An 18,365-nucleotide genomic window follows, 5' to 3' on the forward strand; every position below is an offset into this window, starting at 1 on the left:
CGCTCAGTCCTGCGGCAGTCTTGCCAGCAATCCCGCGATCGGATCTTCCGGTATGTCATCGTCTGACGGTTCGGGGAGCATCGGCTCGCCCGGGGATGCCGTCAGAAGGTTTTCGTCCTCCAGCGCGCTCAGGAGGCGCGCGAGCCTGTCGGGATCGGCCGCCGGAGCGCGCGGCATGCCGTCAGGCGCGGCGATGACCGGCGCATTGGCGATCAGCGAGGCGAAAATGCGGGCCGGTCCGGTGCCGCCCGACCCTGCATCGGTGGGAGCATTTGTGTCATTGCCGGTCCAGACGACGGCGACCATTCCGTCCGCCCACCCGGCGAACCAGGCATCGCGGAAGGCGTTGCTGGTGCCGGTCTTGCCGCGCACCTCGCGCCCGGGTACGGCGGCGGAGCGGCCGGTGCCGTAGCTGATGGTTGCAGCAAAAAGCTGGTCCATTTCGCGCACGACCCGCTCGGCCAGAACGACCGGGCCCGGCGATGTCCCGCGTTCCCACAGCGTGTCGCCGGAGGGTGTTTCGAGCCGGGTGACGGCATGGGTTTCCGCGGCCCGCCCGCCATTCATGAACGGCACATAGGCACGCGCCAGTTCCAGCGGCGTCACCTCGTAGGCGCCCAGCGACAGCGAATGGGTGTTCTCCATCGGGCTTTCAATGCCCAGCCGCCTTGCAAGGCGCAGCGTGTAGGCGCGCCCGGTGGCTTCGGCCAGCTGGACCGCGATGGAGTTGGACGAGCGGGCGAAGGCGCGCTCCAGCGTCATCTCGCCCTCATAGCGGTTTTCCCAGTTGGCCGGTGACCAGCTGCCATAGCTGACCGGCTCGTCGATCATGCGGTCTGCGGGAGACCAGCCGGCCTCGAAGGCGGAGGCATAGATGAAGGGCTTGAAGGCGGAGCCGGGCTGGCGGCGCGCGGCAGTCGCCCGGTTGAAGGGCGAGCGGGCATAGTCAGTGCCGCCACTCATGGCGGCTACGCCTCCGGTTGCATCCAGCGCGATAATGGCGCCATTGGCGGCGCCGCGCGCAATCTCGGGGTCTGCCAGCCCGCGCGTCAGCGCACCGTCGGCGGCACGCTGGGCGTCCACATCCAGCGTGGTGCGCACCACCACATCGCCTTCCCAGGACGGCGCATGCAGGGCCAGAAGGGTGCGCGCCTCGCTGGCGGCAAAGTCGGCAAACCAGCCGGCGCCCGGGCTGGAGGAGCCGCGCGAGACCCGGATAGGCGCGGAGGCGGCGATAAGCCTTTCTTCCTCGGTGATCCGGCCCGTCGCCAGCATCAGGTCGAGAACCACGGTGGCGCGCACGGCGGCGCGGGTGGTGTCATTGGCCGGCGAGTAGCGCGAGGGGGCTTTGAGAAGGCCTGCCAGCAGGGCAGCCTCGCCAATATCCAGCTCATGCGGCCCGCGCCCGAAATAGCGGCGGGCGGCGTTCTCCGCGCCCCAGGCTCCGGCGCCGAAATAGACGCGGTTCAGGTAAAGGGCGAGTATCTCGTCCTTGGTGAAACGTGTTTCCAGCCAGAAGGCCAGCATCATTTCCTGCATCTTGCGCCGCATCGTGCGGTCTGGCGTCAGGAACAGGTTCTTGGCCAGCTGCTGGGTGATGGTAGAGCCACCCTGCACCACGCGTCCGGCGCGCAAATTTGCCAGTGCGGCGCGGGTGGTGCCGATCAGATCGATGCCGAAATGGTGATAGAAGCGCCTGTCTTCCACCGCCAGCACGGCATCGACAAGGTGTTCTGGCAGGGAATCGGCGCTGATCGTGGTGCCGGAACTATCCCCGCGCCGCGCGATCACCCGCCCATGCCGGTCCAGAAATGTCATGGATGCGCCGGCAGGGGCTATGGCAAGCGAAGAGGTGTCAGGCAGGTCACGGGCAAGGGCGACCAGATACATGGCCGCCAGCAGGACCGTCACTGTTGCCAGTGCCGCCAGCGCGCGCACCAGCAACATCCAGGCCTTCGGGCGGCGTGTGTGCCTGCCGACAGGCACGCGTATGGAGGTGCGGGTCACGGTCTCTCGCAATTTTTGGTCACTGGGCGGTCATGAGCTAACGCCAACAGCGTTAAGGCGCCGTGAACCGTAACCGGTGACGCAAAACACCTTGCCAGCGCTGAGGCGAGAGGTGATCATCGCGCGAGCTTGAGGGAGCACATTCATCATGTCCTTGACGCGGCGCTTTGGGCGCACTGCCCTGCTTGCAGGTTTCACCACGGCGCTCGGTCTGCTGGCCGCATGCGCCAACGTGCCCGGTGAAACCGTCTGCCCCGAACGCGGACAGAATTCGGCCAGCTGGCCCTATTGTGCGCCGTCCGATCCCGGCGGCGGGGGCGGCATCATGCGGGATGACCGGATCAATCCGTCAGGCGGGCGCAACTAGGACGCACTGCCTGCCTTATGTGGAGCGCGCGGGCATGGCAGAAATTCCTTATGAAATACAGATATTTGCTGTAGCGCTTGTGGCCAGCCTGGTCATCGGGCTGCCGGTGCGCATTGCCGGCTGGCGGGCGAGCGTGATGGCTGTGCGCGGTTTCTGGCGTCTGACACGCCGTTACCGGATCTGGATATTGCTCATCGCCCTTGCCGGCATGATCGCAGGCCTGTGGAGCTTTGAAAGCATTCGCGGCCTCGTTTTCGGGTGGTGGAGCTAGCTTTCCCGCGAGACGGCCATCACCCCCTTTCCATTGGCGCGATTAGCTCGCAAACTGATCACTCAGCGAAATGCGGATCACGCATTCACGAATGACATGTCCGGGGAGGATAATCCGATGAGAGCTATGTGGCGCGCCGGGCTGGCGGCTTTTTCCGCACTGATCGTGCTGCAGGCCTGTGGCCAGCAGAGTGGCGAAACCCGCGATATTTCCGATGCAGATCGCGAATACCAGCACGTGCTGATGGAGGCGCTGCTGGATGCCGCGCCGGGCAGCGTGATCGAGATTCCTGCCGGCGTGTTCGTTATAGAGCGCGGCCTGTCACTGGCGAATGTGGATGGCGTGACGATCCGCGGCGCCGGCATGGATGAGACGATCCTCTCCTTTGCCGGACAGCGTGCGGGCGCCGAAGGCCTTCTCGTCACCAGCGCCAACAATTTCACCATTGAGGACCTGGCCATCGAGGATTCCATCGGTGATGCACTGAAAATCACCGGCTCTGAGAACGTCATCATCCGCCGGGTGCGCACCGAATGGACACGCGGCGCGTCCACCGATAACGGCGCTTATGGCATCTATCCTGTGCTGACCACGAATGTGCTGATCGAGGAATCGGTGGCCATTGGGGCGTCCGATGCCGGCATCTATGTCGGTCAGTCGGACAATATCATCGTGCGCAACAACCGCGCCGAGTACAATGTGGCGGGAATCGAGATCGAGAACTCGATGGACGCCGATGTCTACGGCAATACCGCCACCAACAATACGGGCGGCATTCTGGTGTTCAACATGCCGAACCTGCCCCGTCCCGGCCACGGCACGCGGGTGTTCGACAATGATGTGTTCGAGAACAATACCCGCAATTTCGGCCATGCAGGCACGCCGGTGGCCAATGTGCCGGCCGGTACGGGTATCCTGGTGAACTCCAATGATGATGTGGAGATTTTCAATAATCGCGTGGCGCGTAACCGCACGGCCAATGTGATCATCTCCTCGCTGCATTCGGCCGGCTTTTCAGAGCTCGGCGTGGAAAGCGATTTCGACCCGTACCCTGAGCGCATCCACATCCACTCCAACACGTTCGAGGGTGGCGGCAACAATCCTGACGGTATGGATCTGCAGGCCTTGCGTATCGCCCTGTTCGGACCCACGGGCCGCATCCCGGACGTGCTGTGGGACGGCTATGTGGACGAGGCGAAGATGGTCGATGGCACGCTGCCCGATGATTTGCGCATCTGCGTATCCGGTGCCGAGGTGCTGAACGCCGACGGCCCTGGCGGCTATGGCAATCCGCGCATCGTGACGGCCGAACATGATTGCAGCCATGCGCCGCGCGCTGCGGTGGAACTGCCTTTCTAGGCTGGCTTGATGATACGCGCCCTCACCCTCCTCGCGGCGGCATTTCTGCTGGCCGCATGTGGCAATGACGCCGGAGAGCCCCCTTCGCGGGCGCCGGTGGATATGGCGGCGTGGGAGGCCGAAACGGTTTTCCATGCCAGCGGCAATCCGGCGCGCCTGGAGGATTGGGGCCAGTTTCGCATTGAGGACGGGCGCCTGGTGCTGGCAGAGGGCGTCGTGCCCTACGGGCTCAACACGGCGCTTTTCTCCGATTATGCACTGAAGCTCAGGACGGTGTGGCTGCCGGAAGGCGCCGCGCCCGCAATCTGGCACGATACCGAGACGTTCGACTTTCCCGTCGGTACGGTGATCACCAAGACCTTCTACTATCCGCGCGGTGGCGGCGGTTTTGAAACCGTCGCGCTGGAGCTGGACCCCAATGCCCATTTCGACGGGGCGGCGCTGGACCTGTCTGCGGTACGCGTCATCGAGACACGCATACTGGTGCGCCGGGAAGAGGGCTGGGCGGCCATTCCCTATGTCTGGAACGATAATCAGCGTTCCACGCGCCTTGCCCGCGCAGGCGCGTTTGTGGACCTGACCCTGCTGGAGGCGGGCGGGCGCTCGGGCGCGCTATCCTATCAGGTGCCGGACGTGAACCAGTGCGCCCAATGCCACGTCACCAATGCCGCCGACGGGCAGGTGCGCCCTATCGGTCCGCGCGCCCGTCATCTCAACGGCGATTACGTCTATGCGCACGGAGAGCACAACCAGCTCGATCACTGGCGCGAGGCGGGGCTTCTGACTGGCGGTCCGGCCAGTGCTGGCGCGCCGCGTAATGCAGTCTGGCATGGCGAGACAACACTGTCAGGCATGGCGCTGGAAGCGGCCGCGCGCGCCTATATCGACATCAATTGCGCGCACTGCCATTCGCGCACGGGACATGCGCGCACTTCCGGCCTCTATCTGGAGCCCTCCGACCCTGTGGGGCCAGCCTTTGGCGTGTGCAAGCCGCCGATCGCCGCCGGACGCGGGACGGGTAACCGGCGCTATTCCATCGTGCCGGGCGACAGCCAGGCCTCGATCTTCACCTTCCGCATGGAAACCGTGCGGCCCGACGCGATGATGCCGGAGCTCGGGCGCAGCAGGGCGCACAGCGAAGGCGTGGCCCTGGTGGCGGCGTGGATCGATGCGATGGCGGGCGGATGCTAAATTGCCAGGCTGGTGCCAAGCCCCGCTTGGCGAAGCCCTCCCGCTGAGGCATTGTCAGCGCCACACGCGAACGGAGTTGATCTGCGCCATGAAACGCCTCGCCCTTGCCGCCGCCATGTCAGGCCTTGCTGTCAGTGCCTGCGCCACGACCTCGCCCACCTGCCGCGAGGCCGATGCCGCCGAACGCATGGCCTTTGGCCAGATCGTGGCCGGACACGCGGGCGGGCTGGCTGACAGCCTGCCGGAGGAAAGCGCGGCACTGGCCGGGCAGCTGCGCGGCGATGACCCGGCCCTTCGCCACCAGATTTTCGGCCAGCGCATGGGTGATTATTCGGTGCGTACCGTGCTGATGCAGCCGCCCTTGTGCGTCTATGAGCAGAGCGTATCGCCCACCGAGCGGATATCCTATGTGTTCCCCAATGGCCGCTTCCAGACGTTGAACCCTGAAGGTTCGACAGAGGCGAGCCTTGGCATGCCGGCGCGCGATCACGCCCGCTGCCATTTCCGTCTTATCGACGGACACTGGCGCCTGACCGATGCCTGCACCTCGACCTTCCAGACTCCGGCGCCAGTAAGCTAGGACGCCTCGCGCAGCGCATTGCGGAAGCCTGCCAGCTCGGCATCAAGGCGCTCGGCGGCCTGACCCAGCGCTCTGGATGAGCCGGTAAACCGGTCGGCTGCGTCATGTGTGCGCCCGGCGGCCGTGTTCACGCTGGCGATACGGTCGTTTATTCCGCCAGTCGATGCGGCGGCTCGCTCTGCCAGCTGGGCGATCTCGCTGGTAGCCCCTGATTGCTCGCCAAAGGCGCCGCGCGCGCTTGCCGAGGTAGCGCGGACTTCCTCGATTATCTGAGAAATGCGCGCCAGCGCATCACCGGCGCCGCTCGATGCCGAGCTGATGGCCTCGACGCGCGCCCGGATATCGGCTGTAGCCCTGGAGGTCTGTTCGGCCAGAGCCTTGACCTCGCTGGCAACGACCGCGAATCCCTTGCCTGCCTCGCCTGCCCGCGCGGCCTCGATGGTCGCATTGAGCGCCAGCAAATTGGTCTGCTCGGCAATGTCGGCGACCAGCCCGGCGATGGTTTCAACCTCGCGCCCGGCCTTGTCCAGTTCGCGCATGGAGGTGCTGGCTCTCGCCGCCTCATCTGTGGCCCTTGCCGATACGGTGTCGGCATTCTCCATGATGCGCGAGACTTCGCTAATGGAGGCAGAAAGCTCCTGTGCGGCGGCAGCCACGGCTTCAAAATGGGCAGACGTCTCCGCTGATTTTCCGGCGGCCTCGCGCGCGCCCTCGCGCGTCAAACCCGCATCGTTGCGCAGCTCGGCGGCCAGCCGGTCCATCTCGGCGGATACGTCATGCAGTTCCCGCAATATGTCTGCGACAGACCGTTCAAAGCTGCCGGCCAGCGTGTTCACCGCCTCACGGCTTGCCTCGATTTCGCGGGAGCGTTCCCGGTCGGCATCAGCGAGCTGGCGCGCCTGCATGTTGGCCGCTTGCGCTTCGGCGATGGCCATGCCGGCATTATCGAGCGCGTTGGTAATGCGCTGGCAGAGCCAGACAAGCGCGCCTGTCTGAACGACCACTATCGTGGCGTGCAGCAGGACCCGCCCGAAATTGGCGCCGTCGGGAAACACGGCGAAGGGCAGGGCGAAATTCAGTATCAGGTGATGAAAGGCGGTTACCGCCGCCGCCGCCAGCACGGCGCGCCAGTCACACAGCAGGGTCGCTGCGGCCAGCACGGCGAAGAACACCATGTGCATGTCCAGTTGCAGCGCCGTGCCGGATGCCATCCAGGTCAGCGCTGCCGGAAAGGCGATGAGGCCGGACGCGATAGTGATGCGCGTGGAGGCCGATTGCGGCGCGCTGCGCCAGGCCAGAAAGGCCAGTGCTGCCACCACAAGGAGGAAAATTGTCCCCGCCACCAGCTTTTCAGGGGCAACAAGGGCGGCGGCCAGCCCGTATACGGCGGTAAACGCCCCCAAGAGGGCAAGCAGAACACGTTGGGACTGGTCCCTTACGGCATCAATTCGGGTCACGGACGGCTCTCCCTTGGAGCAGACAGGCCAGGCCTGCAGGCCCAGCCGGACAATGGGGCAAAAACGAATATGGCGCCGCGCGCGCGCAGTGCTGCTGCGGCGGAGGCCTGTGGCACGCCTTCAGGCATGTCGGCGCGTATCAGCATGCCGCCGCCGAGAGGCTCTGCAGCCCGTGCGCCGGCCGAGGTGGCCGCCATCAGCGCGCCTGTGGGCGATGTTCCCGGTGCGAAGATGGCCAGCACCGTGCCGCCAGACGGCGGGGCCAACATGAGGGTTGGCGGCGTAAGGCAGACGAGCGCCAGCATCGCCGCCATGGTCCAGCCTGCATTGTTTTGACCGGGCTTCATAAAGCAGTGGTGTCCTGATTGCGGCCAGCGCCTGTTCGCGTTCCGCGCAAATTCAAGACCGTTCTATTCCCCTGTTCTGGCTAATAAACGGTTAGCCCTTCAGGCGCGCCGTCGAGCGCGCTGCATTTTTTGTGCACAGGGCCGGGGAACGTTTCGAAGGGGCATCGCATTGATCCCATGTCTGGCCGGTCTGCCCCCGCTTCCCCCGCAATGACGGACCGGCGCAACAGAGGAATGACAGACATGAAGACGTTTCTGATTTCTGGCGTTTCGGCTCTCGCGCTGGCCGGCATGGCTTTCGCGGCTCCGTTTGAGGAGGCCGATACCGATGGTGATGGCCGCATCTCGCTGAGCGAGGTCCAGGCGCTGGACAGCGCCACGACCGAAGCCGAGTTCACGCTCTATGATGTGGATCTCGACGGCGGTCTGGATGAAGACGAATACGCTGCTTGGCGTGTTGCCACGCAAGGCGATGCCGAGGCCGATTACTCCACCGACCCGGTGATGGATGATCCGATGGCCGATGATCCCATGGCCGAGGAAGATCCGGTTGAGCTGGAAGATGTCCCGGCTGACCCGTACGAGCCGTCCGCCGAGAAGTCGCTCGATGATCATGGCGACAAGGACGAGTATGGTGACGAGGACCGCGAAGAAGGCGGTGAAGGCGATTACAGCGAAAGCGACGCCGCCTACGGTGAAGGTGATGTCAGCCATGACGATGACGCCGACGCTGACGAAATCACCGAGGACCTCAATGAAGAACAGGCCGAGGATCTCGAATCTGACGCCGACGAAGACGGTGACGAGAACGAACCCTGGAAATAGGGTTTAGTTCCTGACACCGGCCTGGCCCTCCGTCACCCGCCTCCTCCCCGCCCAATCCCCGGAGGCGGGCTGGCGGGGGGTCCGGCACTCCAGGCGAGGCAGTGCGTCCCGCCACACGCCTTGCCCGAAGAGCCGCTCGAAAGAGCGGCTCTTTGCGTTCCGGGTGCGGGGTCTTACCCCCAGGGCCCGCCAAAGCCGGACCGGTCAGGACCCTTGCTTCCCGCAGGCCCGCGCGACCACGGCCCTTCCTCGCCCCACGGCCCGCCCGGATAGCGCCCGTCACCGGCCATCTGGCGCAGGCGCGCGATGCGGTTGGCGGTCGAGGGGTGGGTGGAGAACAGATTGTCCGCACCCTGCCCGTTGAGCGGGTTGATGATGAACATATGGGCCGTCGCCGGATTACGCTCGGCGGCAGGGTTCAGCGTGGTGCGCGCGCCGCGCTCGATCTTCTCCAGTGCCGCAGCAAGCGATATCGGGTTGCCCGCAATCTCGGCGCCTACCCGGTCTGCCTCATACTCGCGCGAGCGCGATATCGCCATCTGCACAAGGCCCGCCGCCATGGGCGCAAAAATCGCCAGCGCAATGGCGCCGATCAGCCCGCCCCGGTCACGTCCGCCGCCGAAAAACAGCGCGAAATTGGCCAGAAAGCCGATCGCGCCTGCCAGCGTCGCCGTCACGGTCATGGTCAGCGTGTCACGGTTCTTCACATGGGCCAGCTCATGGGCCATCACCCCGGCCACCTCCTCGCGCGTCAGGCGGGAGAGCAGGCCGGTAGTTGCTGCGACAGCCGCGTTGTTGGGGTCACGCCCGGTCGCGAAGGCATTGGGCTGTGGCGTGTCGATGACATAGACGCGCGGGCGCGGCATGCCTGCGCGGTCAGCCAGCGCAATCGTGTCTTCAGCGTAGCGGCGAAGCCCAGGATCGCGCTCATCGGGCGTAATCTCGCGCGCGCCGTGCATGCGCAGCACCATCTTGTCGGAATTCCACCAGGCCATCACGTTCAGCGCACCGGCAATGACCAGCGCAATCGCGGCGCCGCCCGGCCCGCCAATGAGATAGCCCACCGCGCCGAACAGGCCGGTCAGGGCGGCAAGCAGGATGAAAGTGCGCATCGTATTGGCGGTCATGGGAGGTCCTGTCAGTGATGGATGCTGCAAGGCATGCCGCGCACTGGCACGATGGCCGCGCGGCGACTAGATATCTGGTATGAGCGATGACACTTCACAAGAGACGAAACGGCCGTTGAGCGCTGCGGCGCAGCGTGCGCTGGCCGAAGCGGCCGAGCGCCGCAAGGCGGCTGAAAGCGCGGCAACGCTGCCCGAAGAACTGGGCGGCCCCAAGGGACCTGAGCCCACGCGCTATGGCGACTGGGAGAAAAAGGGCATCGCCCACGATTTTTGAGGCAATTCCGCCAGTGGCCGCGGACAGGTTTGCGTGCTCACCGGATTTGTCCGGCAAGGGCGGGATGGCGCAGCGGATGGCCCGGATGCCGGGCGGAATGCTTTTTCACTTTCAGGCGGAAGTCTCATGCCCATCTGCGGGCTATCCGCTGCTGGCAGGGCTGAAAAACGCGTTGCCGTATCCCCATTAAGCGCCACCAGGGCACAGTGAACCAGCTTTTGCGCCCCCTTGCGGGGACACGCCGGACACCCGGAGCGGCAGGCGCTATCACCTGCCCCCGGATCGTTTTCAGCCGCCGTCGCGAACCTCAGCCATCCCTCGAACCGGGACATGAAGCATAAGGGCAGCGTGTGAGGGGTTGGATAGATTGGGAGTGCGGCGCGTCCCCGGCCTGACCCGATTTGATTGTTTCCCCCGTCATTCCGGGCGAACCCCGCACTTGATCCGGGGGAGACCTGGAACCCAGCTTTTACATCCATGCCCGCAAAGCCGGGCAGTGGCGGGACTCCGCAGCGCGGACGCGTTGCGGAGCAAAAACATGCTGGGTTCCGGATAAGCGCTGACGCGCTTTCCGGAATGACGAGGCGAAGGGACATAGCGCAGTTCGAACAGCGCCTCATACTTGGAATCAGGAATATATTCCGATATTGTGGCTATATGCGGACTATTATCATTTGTTAAGCATGCTGACCGCGCCTTTGGCGGCCGCGCAGCACGTCATTCCCGGCCCGATAGAGGCTGAAGTCGTGCGTATCATTGACGGCGATACGATTGAGGTGCGTGCGTTTATCTGGCCCGGTCACAGCGTGGAAACGCGGGTGCGGCTGGCCGGTGTGGACGCGCCTGAAATCCGCCGCGTGCAATGCGAGGCCGAACGCGAGGCCGGACACAGGGCAAAGGCGTTTGTGGAAGGGCTGCTCGCGCCGGATGGCGGGATGCGCGCCCGCATTGCCATCCGCAATGTCCAGCTGGGCAGTTTTGCCGGGCGGGTGATCGCGGCCATGGATCTGCCGGACGGGCGCGATCTGGGCACGGTGTTGCTGGTGGAGGGGCTGGTGAGCCCTTACAATGCGCGCGGGGGCTGGTGCCCCTCTCTGGAATCGTCGCTGGAGACCGCTCAGGAGGCTTCGGCGAGCCGTTCCTGACGGCGCTTTTCCGCCTTGGCCCAAGCCTTTTCATGGAAATAATAGGCAACCGTCTGGACAGCCGGTTCGATCAGGCCGATGGCCAGTGCAGCGCGCCAGTCCCAGGTCAGAAGGAAGGCCACGGTCATCGCCACGAGCAAATGCATGACGGCGTAGGTGACGGCCTTGGCCGTATTGCGCGAGGGACGGAACAGGGCGAGGAAGCCGGGCGCGCACGGCCGGCCATCTTCCATGGTACCGTGCCGGTGCAGGAGCATTCTGAAGAATTCCGCCATGACCAGTGTCCTTGCGAGCTTGCAGGTCAGGATATGGCGTTAATTACGCCGTGCACAATGGATAGTTTCTATCAAATCCATTCAAGGCCTCGTCAGCCGGGCGTGACGAGGGGGGCCTCACCGCCCAGACTCAAGGCATGGCCGGCCAGATATAGCGAGCCGCAAATCATCACGCGCGGGCGCTCCACCAGATGGCAGGCATCGTGAACCGCCTCGCTCAGGCCAGCACTGGTCTGGACCAGGTGCCCGGCCTTGCGTGCGGCCTCTGCTGCGTCCTGTGCGCTCATCGCGCCTTCGCGTGCGGCAAAGCCCGAAACCGTAATGACAAGGGCTGCAAGGCCGGCAAACGGCTTGAGGAAAGCGCTTGCATCGCGCCCGGCGGAAAAGCCGCAGATCAGGACCAGCGTGCGCTCCTCACGGGATTCCAGCTCGCCCATGACCTGGGCCAGCACCTCGCCTGCGGCCGGATTATGCCCGCCATCGAGCCAGAGCTCGGCGCCGCCTGCTCTGGCAATATCGGCGAGCGGGCCGTCGACCAGGCGCTGCATGCGGGCTGGCCAGCGGGCGTGCGGCAGGCCCGTCCGCACCGCTTCCTCGGACAGTCCAAGCTGGCGGGCGACTGCGATGGCGCCGGCGGCATTGGCGATCTGGTGTGAGCCTATGAGGCCCGGCAGGGGCAGGTCCCAGACAAGGTTCTCCTCTTCATAGACCAGCCGGTCATGCTCCACATAGGCCCGGTAATCACGATCATGAAGCGTGATGACCGCCCCGGCCCTGAATGCGGCGCGCTCGATGGCCATGCGCGCATCATCGTCCTGCGGGCCCACGACACACGGCACGCCGCGCTTGATGATGCCGGCTTTCTCGCCTGCGATCTTTTCCAGCGTGTCGCCGAGATAGGCCTGATGGTCATAGCTGACCGGGGTAATGAGCGTGACGGCCGGATTTTCCACGACATTGGTGGCATCCAGCCGGCCGCCCAGCCCGACCTCCAGGATCAGCCGGTCCGCAGGCGTTTCGCTGAACAGGATGAAGGCGGCGGCTGTAGTGGCCTCAAAGAAAGTGAGCGGCTGGCCGGCATTGGCCGCCTCCACGCGTTCCAGGGCCGCCAGCAGGCGCGCGTCCTCCACCTCCTTGCCTGCCAGCACGATGCGCTCGTTAAAGCGCACCAGATGGGGTGAGGTGTAGACATGGACGCGCTCTCCGGCCGCCTCGCACATGGCTTTGAGGAAAGCCGCGCTGGAGCCCTTGCCATTGGTCCCTGCGATATGGATGGTGGACGGCAGGCGATCCTGCGGATTGCCGAGCGCCGTCAGCAGGCGCCGCAAGCGGTCCAGAGAGAGGTCCATGCTGGCCGGATGCAGGTTGGCAAGCCGGGCCAGCGCGTCGGGAATGGCCATCGGATCAGGCGGCAGGGGCGGGCACGTTGGCGCTGGCTGCAGGCCGCTTCATCAGCGTGCGCAGCACATTGCCCAGCACCTTTGGCAGGTCGCGGCGATGCACCACACGGTCCACCATGCCCTTTTCCAGCAGGTATTCCGCGCGCTGGAAGCCTTCCGGCAGTTTTTCGCGGATGGTCTGCTCGATCACGCGCTGGCCGGCAAAGCCGATAAGCGCGCCCGGCTCGGCCAGATGCACATCGCCCAGCATGGCGTAGGAGGCCGTGACGCCGCCCGTGGTCGGGTCGGTCAGCACCACAATGTAAGGCAGTTTCGCCTCGCGCATCATCTCCACGCCAATGGTCGTGCGCGGCATCTGCATCAAGGACAGGCAGCCCTCCTGCATGCGCGCGCCGCCAGCAGCGGTGAACACCACCAGTGGCGTGCGGCGCTCCACGGCGGTTTCAGCCGCTTTCAGGAACGATTCGCCTGCCGCCATGCCCAGCGATCCGCCCATGAAGGAGAAGTCCTGCACCAGAACGGTGGTCTCGATGCCCTGAATGCGCCCGACCGATATCACCATTGCATCCTCGCGGCCGGTCTTCTTGCGGGCGGCGGCCAGACGCGATGAATAGGGCTTGTCGTCGCGGAATTTCAGCGGGTCTTTCGCCACTTCCGGCAGGGCGATTTCTTCCCAGGTGGCGTCAAAGGTGTAGCGCAGGCGCGTTTCCGGATTGATGCGCACATGATGGCCGGCAGGCGTGACATGCAGGGCCGCTTCGAGATCCTTGTGGAACACCATCTCGCCCGAAACCGGGCATTTCATCCAGAGATTTTCCGGCGTGTCGCGCTTGTCGAACATGCGCGAAACACCCGGAGGGGTAAGCTTGGAAAGCCAGTTCATACGATTGTCCCAGGCTGCCTGTTGCCGCGATTATCGCGCATTATGGGTGGCCGATGCCAGTTCTTTGGCCAGTTTGACCGCTCCGGCCACACCGCCCTCTGCCAGCGCGTCCACAATCGCCGATCCGACGACCACCGCATCGGCGACTTTCGCGATCTCTGCAGCACGCTCTGTCGTCTTCACGCCAAAGCCTACCGCGACCGGCAATCCGGACGCCTTGCGCACCCGGTCGACCGCCCCTGAAACCACCGCTGTCTGGCCGATACCGGCGCCCGTGACCCCTGTGGTAGAGACGTAATAGACAAAGCCGGACGTGTTCTTGACCACTTGCGGCAGACGGTCATCGTCCGTGGTGGGGGTCGCAAGGCGGATGAGGGAAAGCCCGGCCCGCTCCATCGGCTCGCGAAACGGCGCGTCTTCCTCAGGCGGCAGGTCCACGCAGATCACGCCGTCCGCGCCCGCAGCTGCTGCCGCATCGACAAAGGCCTGATAGCCAAAAGCATGGAAGGGGTTGGCATAACCCATGATAACAACGGGCGTCGCCGCATTGGTTTTGCGGAACTCCGCGATCAGCTGAAGCACGCCCTTCAGCGTCATGCCGCTGTCGAGTGCCCGCAGGGCGGCACGCTGGATGGGCGGGCCGTCGGCCATCGGATCAGTAAACGGCGCACCCAGCTCGATAACATCGGCCCCGGCTTCGACAAGCCCGTGCATCACTTCCAGCGTCGTGGCGGCATCAGGATCGCCTGCCATCACATAGGCAACAAACCCTGCCTTGCCCTCAGATGCCAGGCGCGCAAACGTGTCAGAAAGGCGTGTCATGGATGGCCTTTACTTCCCAGATGAAACCCCGGACGCTCTGGCAGAGCGGTCCGGGGTCTGAATAACGCTTTATGCCTGATCGGCAAGGGGGCGGTGCGGCCTATTCCGCCGGGGTTTTGCGCTGGGCTTCCATGAAGGCGCGCAAGGCCGCGTTGATGCGGGTCTGATAGCCGCGCCCGCCTTTCTTGAAGAAGGCGAGCACATCCTTGTCCAGCCGCACCGTTACCTGCTGCTTGCCATGACCGGTGTGCCAGACAGCGTTGGCGAACTCCTCCTCGGTCCATTCGGGAATGTCAGAGGTATCGATCTCGTCGTCGGGAAGTTCCGCAAGACGGCGCAATGCCTCACGGTCCGCTTCCGTCAGCGGCGGCAGGTCTTCAAGTCTTACCCGGACCGTACGTCCCATAATAGAAAGCCCTTTCGTTGCGCTTGGCCGGGCGGGCCGAGATAAGCCGTGTGACGCTCTGCCGGTCGGTGTGGATGATGCTGACCATCAGCACGTTATCCAGCATGCCAATCGTCTTCAGGCGCACTTCACCATCAGGTGTTAGGCGAGCCGATGTGGTGACATAGTGGCCTTCGAACACCCGGACCGCCCGATCGAAACTGATCCCGTGCTTTTCCTGGTTGGCGCGGTTCTTCGCCTCGTCCCATTCGAACTCCATCAAATGTAACTACAAGTGTCGTTACATTCAAGGCGCATCGCTACAGCTCCACCCCTAGCGCCTGCGCCACCGAGAACACGTCCTTGTCGCCGCGCCCGCACATATTCATCAGGATCACGCCGTCCTTGCCCAGTTCCTTGGCGAGATCGCGCACGCGGGCGAGCGCGTGGGCGGGTTCGAGCGCCGGGATGATGCCTTCAAGTTTCGAGCAGAGCTGGAACATGTCCAGCGCCTCGGCGTCGGTGGCGTGGCGGTATTCGGCGCGCCCTGCATCGTGCAGGAAGGCGTGTTCCGGCCCGATACCGGGATAGTCGAGACCGGCAGAGATGGAGTGACCCTCTACGATCTGGCCGTCCTCATCCTGCAACAGATAGGTCCGGTTACCGTGGAGGATGCCCGGCTTGCCGCCATTGAGGCTCGCCGCGTGGTCGGGCGTATCGACGCCCTTGCCCGCGGCTTCAACGCCAATGAGGCGGACGCTCTCGTCTTCCAGGAAGGGATAGAACAGGCCCATCGCGTTTGATCCGCCGCCAATGCAGGCAACCGCCGCGTCGGGCAGGCGGCCAATGCGTTCCAGCATCTGCGCGCGCGCCTCACGGCCGATCACGCTCTGGAAATCGCGCACCATCGCCGGATAGGGGTGGGGGCCCGCCACCGTGCCGATCACGTAGAAAGTGTCGTCCGGATTGGTCACCCAGTCGCGCAGCGCCTCGTTCATCGCGTCTTTCAGCGTGCCGCGCCCCGACGTGACGGCATGCACTTTCGCGCCGAGCAGCTTCATGCGGAAGACGTTGGGCTTCTGGCGCTCCACGTCCGTGGCGCCCATATAGACCTCGCAAGGAATTCCGAAGCGGGCGGCAACCGTGGCAGTGGCGACGCCATGCTGGCCTGCGCCGGTTTCGGCGATGATGCGTGTTTTGCCCATCAGGCGGGCGAGCAGCACCTGGCCGAGGCAGTTATTGATCTTGTGCGCGCCGGTGTGATTGAGCTCATCGCGCTTGAACCAGATTTGCGCCCCGCCAAACTCTTCGGTCAGGCGCTCGGCGAAATAGAGCGGGCTCGGACGGCCGACGAAATCGCGCGCGAAATCCTCCAGCTCTTTCACGAAGGCCGGATCGTCCTTCCATTTGGCATAGGCCTTCTCGAGCGCCAGCACGTTCGGCATCAGCGTCTCGGCGACAAAGCGCCCGCCATACTCGCCAAACAGGCCGCTGGCATCGGGATAGTGGGAAAAGGCGTTGGGCTGGGTCATCAGATCAATCACGGGCTGGGAGAATAGGAGGTCTGATCTAGAGCGTGCGGGCAGATGAGGGAAGCACTCAGGTGCGCGGCCCTGCTTCAGGCGATGTCTGCGCCGAGCGCGGCCATGTCGTCAAAGAAGCCGGGATAGGAGGTGGCGATCATTGCTACGTCGTCGACCGTCACCGGGTCTTTCGCGCCGAGGCCCAGCACCAGCCCCGCCATGGCGAGGCGGTGATCGTGAAGAGTCTTGACCAGCCCGCCGCCCGGCACGTCGCCTTGTCCCATGCCGTGAACTGTCAGGCTGTCCTCGCCCAGCTCCACCTTCACGCCATTGGCGGCCAGCAGGGCGGCAGAGGCGGCCAGCCGGTCGCTTTCCTTGGCGCGCAGCTCTGCCAGACCCGTCATGTGTGTCACGCCCTCTGCGAACGCCGCGATCACGGACAGGATCGGGTATTCGTCAATCATGGACGGGGCGATGTGCGGCTCCACCTGGACGCCCTTCAGAGTTCCCGGCCGCACGGTGATATCGGCCAGCGCCTCGCCGGCGCGGCTGCCGGCGGGGGTTATGCTGATGTCCGCGCCCATCATCTCCAGCACCCGGTAGAGCCCGAAGCGGGCCGGATTGGTCATCACGCCCGTCACGGTGACAGGGCCGGTGCCCGCCACCAGCCCGGCCGCCAGCGGGAAGGCAGCAGAGGAGGGATCGCCCGGCACATGCACATCCGCTGCGTGCAGCGCCTTGCCGCCGCGAACCCGCGCAACGAGGCCCGCACCGTCACGCTCCATGGTCATGTCTGCGCCAAACAGGGGTGCCAGAGTCTCGGTATGAGCGCGTGTGGCTTCCGGCTCGATCACCACCGTCTCGCCCATTGCCCCAAGTCCCGCCAGCAATATGGCGCTCTTTACCTGCGCAGATGCCACGGGCGGCGTGTAGGTGATGGCATTCAGACGGGTAGAGCCGTTGAGTGTTACCGGCAGGCGGCCGCCATCGGCGGCGATGGTGGTGACGCCCATCAGGCGCAAGGGCGCCAGTACGCGCTCCATGGGCCGGGAGGACAGAGAGACATCGCCGGTAAAGCGGGCCGTGAGGTCAAAGCGGGCCGCAGCGCCCATCAGCAGGCGCACGCCGGTGCCGGAATTGCCAAGGTCAAGATCGCCGTCGGGGGAGCGCCATTGCGGTGCGCCTTTTACCTGCCATTGCCCGTCCCCTGTACGTTCCACATTGGCCCCCAGCGCGCGTACGGCCCCGGCGGTTGCCAGCACGTCTGCGCTTTCCAGCAGGCCCTCGATATGGCTGATGCCCTGCGCCATGCCCGCCAGCATGATGGCCCGGTGCGAGATGGACTTGTCCGGCGAGGCTGCCCGGATGCCCTCGATCCGGCTGCTTCTGCGCGCGGTGCGCGGGCCGGATGCAGCCGGATGCTCGGCTGCTTTGCCGTTGGAAACCATGGGTTTGACTTTCACGCTTGTAACGGGCTGAAAATCGGGTTTTGACAGCGCGGCGCAGACGTGGCAACAGGCGCGCCGCCTCAAAGACCAATCCAGCGCTGAAGGATCAAGTCCCGTGCCCAAACCCGATCTTGGCGTCAAGCGAATCTGCCCTGAAACCGGCAAGAAATTCTATGACCTCGGCAAAGACCCGATTGTCTCGCCGTTTACCGGCAAGGAATATCCGGTCTCCTATTTTGCAGAGGTCGTAATGAAACCGGCCCGCAAGTCGCCCAAGCCGAAGGTTGAGGACGACAAGGAAGAAGAAGGGCTGGAGGACGATGAAGAGCTGGAAGCGGCGGACGACGCGGCCGAAAGCGATGACGACGATGACGCCGACGATGATGCGCCCGAGCTCGACGAGGAGCCCATTGATCTGGGTGATGACGAGGACGAGGACGACGATGTTGCTCCGGTGAAGGGCAAGAAAGCTCCCGTTGACGACGATCTGGAAGGTTTCTCCGACGAAGAAGCCGATCTGGACGACGAGGACGAGGATGACGGCATCCTGCTGGATGAGGATGACGACGATTTCGACGCCGATATCGGCATCGAGGACGAGGATGACGACACCCCGTAGAAGGGTGCTGCAGGACACGCGGACGGCGATTGCGTTTGCCACTTGATCGGCGCACGCAAG

At 64.6% G+C, this 18,365-nt stretch carries 21 protein-coding genes; 9 read left to right on the top strand and 12 right to left on the bottom strand.

All coding sequences use genetic code 11. The features are described 5' to 3' along the window. Positions 1 to 3: 3 nt before the first annotated feature. Positions 4 to 2,007 (bottom strand): transglycosylase domain-containing protein, encoded by a 2,004-nt coding sequence (locus IEV75_RS00375; RefSeq protein ID WP_233351697.1) that lies wholly within the window; start codon positions 2,005 to 2,007, stop codon positions 4 to 6. Positions 2,008 to 2,155: 148 nt separating this feature from the next. Between IEV75_RS00375 and IEV75_RS00380 the strand changes: the two genes are divergently transcribed. The 5 genes from IEV75_RS00380 to IEV75_RS00400 all read left to right on the top strand — a co-directional run bounded on the left by IEV75_RS00380 (position 2,156) and on the right by IEV75_RS00400 (position 5,775). Continuing rightward, entirely contained in the window at positions 2,156 to 2,374 is a 219-nt protein-coding gene (locus IEV75_RS00380) for a hypothetical protein (protein WP_188450569.1), read from the top strand. Between the two features lie 34 nt (positions 2,375 to 2,408). Further along, complete coding sequence (locus IEV75_RS00385) at positions 2,409 to 2,645, top strand: hypothetical protein (RefSeq protein WP_188450570.1); 237 nt, start codon at positions 2,409 to 2,411, stop codon at positions 2,643 to 2,645. Positions 2,646 to 2,771: 126 nt separating this feature from the next. Continuing rightward, positions 2,772 to 4,004 carry a parallel beta-helix domain-containing protein gene (locus IEV75_RS00390; RefSeq protein WP_188450920.1) on the top strand — a complete coding sequence of 411 codons (1,233 nt, stop codon included), beginning with the start codon at positions 2,772 to 2,774 and terminating at the stop codon, positions 4,002 to 4,004. 9 nt (positions 4,005 to 4,013) lie between these two features. Then, a complete protein-coding gene (locus IEV75_RS00395) occupies positions 4,014 to 5,195 on the top strand; it encodes an SO2930 family diheme c-type cytochrome (protein ID WP_188450571.1) in 1,182 nt (393 codons plus the stop codon). A gap of 88 nt (positions 5,196 to 5,283) precedes the next feature. Continuing rightward, complete coding sequence (locus IEV75_RS00400) at positions 5,284 to 5,775, top strand: hypothetical protein (protein WP_188450572.1); 492 nt, start codon at positions 5,284 to 5,286, stop codon at positions 5,773 to 5,775. On the opposite strand, the gene IEV75_RS00405 is transcribed toward IEV75_RS00400, so the two are convergent. Then, complete coding sequence (locus IEV75_RS00405; protein WP_188450573.1) at positions 5,772 to 7,232, bottom strand: methyl-accepting chemotaxis protein; 1,461 nt, start codon at positions 7,230 to 7,232, stop codon at positions 5,772 to 5,774. The genes IEV75_RS00400 and IEV75_RS00405 overlap by 4 nt on opposite strands. Further along, positions 7,229 to 7,579 carry a hypothetical protein gene (locus IEV75_RS00410; protein ID WP_188450574.1) on the bottom strand — a complete coding sequence of 117 codons (351 nt, stop codon included), beginning with the start codon at positions 7,577 to 7,579 and terminating at the stop codon, positions 7,229 to 7,231. Before IEV75_RS00410 ends, IEV75_RS00405 begins: the two co-directional genes overlap by 4 nt. Before the next feature lie 243 nt (positions 7,580 to 7,822). On the opposite strand from IEV75_RS00410, the gene IEV75_RS00415 reads away from it, so the two are divergent. Then, on the top strand, positions 7,823 to 8,404 hold the full coding sequence (locus IEV75_RS00415; RefSeq protein ID WP_188450575.1) for a penta-EF hand family protein: 582 nt from the start codon (positions 7,823 to 7,825) through the stop codon (positions 8,402 to 8,404). A gap of 173 nt (positions 8,405 to 8,577) precedes the next feature. Here the strand turns inward: IEV75_RS00415 and htpX are convergent, their stop codons facing one another. Further along, the gene (gene htpX / locus IEV75_RS00420) at positions 8,578 to 9,531 is read right to left on the bottom strand and encodes a zinc metalloprotease HtpX (RefSeq protein ID WP_188450576.1); all 954 of its coding nucleotides are present in this window, start codon (positions 9,529 to 9,531) and stop codon (positions 8,578 to 8,580) included. A gap of 79 nt (positions 9,532 to 9,610) precedes the next feature. Here htpX and IEV75_RS00425 point away from each other — a divergent pair, with 79 nt between their 5' ends. Together IEV75_RS00425 and IEV75_RS00430 are read left to right on the top strand one after the other, a co-directional pair. Continuing rightward, positions 9,611 to 9,805, top strand: a complete 195-nt coding sequence (locus tag IEV75_RS00425; RefSeq protein WP_188450577.1) for a DUF1674 domain-containing protein — start codon at positions 9,611 to 9,613, stop codon at positions 9,803 to 9,805. Between the two features lie 683 nt (positions 9,806 to 10,488). After that, positions 10,489 to 10,950, top strand: coding sequence for a thermonuclease family protein (locus tag IEV75_RS00430; RefSeq protein ID WP_188450578.1), 462 nt, complete (start codon positions 10,489 to 10,491; stop codon positions 10,948 to 10,950). Here IEV75_RS00430 and IEV75_RS00435 read toward each other — a convergent pair. The 8 genes from IEV75_RS00435 to aroA all read right to left on the bottom strand — a co-directional run bounded on the left by IEV75_RS00435 (position 10,923) and on the right by aroA (position 17,686). Beyond that, positions 10,923 to 11,225, bottom strand: a complete 303-nt coding sequence (locus IEV75_RS00435; RefSeq protein WP_217978638.1) for a DUF2061 domain-containing protein — start codon at positions 11,223 to 11,225, stop codon at positions 10,923 to 10,925. The genes IEV75_RS00430 and IEV75_RS00435 overlap by 28 nt on opposite strands. 92 nt (positions 11,226 to 11,317) lie before the next feature. Next, positions 11,318 to 12,625: a bifunctional folylpolyglutamate synthase/dihydrofolate synthase gene (locus IEV75_RS00440; protein WP_188450579.1), complete on the bottom strand. Its 1,308-nt coding sequence runs from the start codon at positions 12,623 to 12,625 to the stop codon at positions 11,318 to 11,320. Positions 12,626 to 12,629: 4 nt separating this feature from the next. Further along, entirely contained in the window at positions 12,630 to 13,508 is an 879-nt protein-coding gene (accD, locus tag IEV75_RS00445; protein WP_188450580.1) for an acetyl-CoA carboxylase, carboxyltransferase subunit beta, read from the bottom strand. A 30-nt stretch (positions 13,509 to 13,538) separates the two neighbouring features. After that, positions 13,539 to 14,330 carry a tryptophan synthase subunit alpha gene (trpA, locus tag IEV75_RS00450; RefSeq protein ID WP_188450581.1) on the bottom strand — a complete coding sequence of 264 codons (792 nt, stop codon included), beginning with the start codon at positions 14,328 to 14,330 and terminating at the stop codon, positions 13,539 to 13,541. Positions 14,331 to 14,430: 100 nt separating this feature from the next. Beyond that, positions 14,431 to 14,736, bottom strand: a complete 306-nt coding sequence (locus IEV75_RS00455) for a BrnA antitoxin family protein (RefSeq protein WP_188450582.1) — start codon at positions 14,734 to 14,736, stop codon at positions 14,431 to 14,433. Then, a complete protein-coding gene (locus IEV75_RS00460) occupies positions 14,708 to 14,995 on the bottom strand; it encodes a BrnT family toxin (protein WP_188450583.1) in 288 nt (95 codons plus the stop codon). Before IEV75_RS00460 ends, IEV75_RS00455 begins: the two co-directional genes overlap by 29 nt. A gap of 40 nt (positions 14,996 to 15,035) precedes the next feature. Beyond that, on the bottom strand, positions 15,036 to 16,247 hold the full coding sequence (trpB, locus tag IEV75_RS00465) for a tryptophan synthase subunit beta (RefSeq protein WP_188450584.1): 1,212 nt from the start codon (positions 16,245 to 16,247) through the stop codon (positions 15,036 to 15,038). Between the two features lie 86 nt (positions 16,248 to 16,333). Continuing rightward, positions 16,334 to 17,686, bottom strand: a complete 1,353-nt coding sequence (gene aroA / locus IEV75_RS00470; RefSeq protein WP_188450585.1) for a 3-phosphoshikimate 1-carboxyvinyltransferase — start codon at positions 17,684 to 17,686, stop codon at positions 16,334 to 16,336. A gap of 115 nt (positions 17,687 to 17,801) precedes the next feature. Here aroA and IEV75_RS00475 point away from each other — a divergent pair, with 115 nt between their 5' ends. Beyond that, positions 17,802 to 18,305, top strand: a complete 504-nt coding sequence (locus IEV75_RS00475; RefSeq protein WP_188450586.1) for a TIGR02300 family protein — start codon at positions 17,802 to 17,804, stop codon at positions 18,303 to 18,305. Positions 18,306 to 18,365: the final 60 nt, after the last annotated feature.

The sequence above is a fragment of the Glycocaulis albus genome, from assembly GCF_014639075.1.
In the GTDB taxonomy this organism is placed as follows: Bacteria; Pseudomonadota; Alphaproteobacteria; order Caulobacterales; family Maricaulaceae; genus Glycocaulis; species Glycocaulis albus.

Bases quoted from the DNA above. Each gene is read 5' to 3' on its own strand.
- IEV75_RS00380 (WP_188450569.1), top strand. From the start codon at position 2,156: ATGTCCTTGACGCGGCGCTTTGGGCGCACTGCCCTGCTTGCAGGTTTC.
- IEV75_RS00385 (WP_188450570.1), top strand. From the start codon at position 2,409: ATGGCAGAAATTCCTTATGAAATACAGATATTTGCTGTAGCGCTTGTG.
- IEV75_RS00390 (WP_188450920.1), top strand. From the start codon at position 2,772: ATGTGGCGCGCCGGGCTGGCGGCTTTTTCCGCACTGATCGTGCTGCAG.
- IEV75_RS00395 (WP_188450571.1), top strand. From the start codon at position 4,014: ATGATACGCGCCCTCACCCTCCTCGCGGCGGCATTTCTGCTGGCCGCA.
- IEV75_RS00400 (WP_188450572.1), top strand. From the start codon at position 5,284: ATGAAACGCCTCGCCCTTGCCGCCGCCATGTCAGGCCTTGCTGTCAGT.
- IEV75_RS00410 (WP_188450574.1), bottom strand. From the start codon at position 7,579: ATGAAGCCCGGTCAAAACAATGCAGGCTGGACCATGGCGGCGATGCTG.
- IEV75_RS00415 (WP_188450575.1), top strand. From the start codon at position 7,823: ATGAAGACGTTTCTGATTTCTGGCGTTTCGGCTCTCGCGCTGGCCGGC.
- htpX (WP_188450576.1), bottom strand. From the start codon at position 9,531: ATGACCGCCAATACGATGCGCACTTTCATCCTGCTTGCCGCCCTGACC.
- IEV75_RS00425 (WP_188450577.1), top strand. From the start codon at position 9,611: ATGAGCGATGACACTTCACAAGAGACGAAACGGCCGTTGAGCGCTGCG.
- IEV75_RS00430 (WP_188450578.1), top strand. From the start codon at position 10,489: ATGCTGACCGCGCCTTTGGCGGCCGCGCAGCACGTCATTCCCGGCCCG.
- IEV75_RS00435 (WP_217978638.1), bottom strand. From the start codon at position 11,225: ATGGCGGAATTCTTCAGAATGCTCCTGCACCGGCACGGTACCATGGAA.
- IEV75_RS00440 (WP_188450579.1), bottom strand. From the start codon at position 12,625: ATGGCCATTCCCGACGCGCTGGCCCGGCTTGCCAACCTGCATCCGGCC.
- accD (WP_188450580.1), bottom strand. From the start codon at position 13,508: ATGAACTGGCTTTCCAAGCTTACCCCTCCGGGTGTTTCGCGCATGTTC.
- trpA (WP_188450581.1), bottom strand. From the start codon at position 14,330: ATGACACGCCTTTCTGACACGTTTGCGCGCCTGGCATCTGAGGGCAAG.
- IEV75_RS00455 (WP_188450582.1), bottom strand. From the start codon at position 14,736: ATGGGACGTACGGTCCGGGTAAGACTTGAAGACCTGCCGCCGCTGACG.
- IEV75_RS00460 (WP_188450583.1), bottom strand. From the start codon at position 14,995: ATGGAGTTCGAATGGGACGAGGCGAAGAACCGCGCCAACCAGGAAAAG.
- trpB (WP_188450584.1), bottom strand. From the start codon at position 16,247: ATGACCCAGCCCAACGCCTTTTCCCACTATCCCGATGCCAGCGGCCTG.
- aroA (WP_188450585.1), bottom strand. From the start codon at position 17,686: ATGGTTTCCAACGGCAAAGCAGCCGAGCATCCGGCTGCATCCGGCCCG.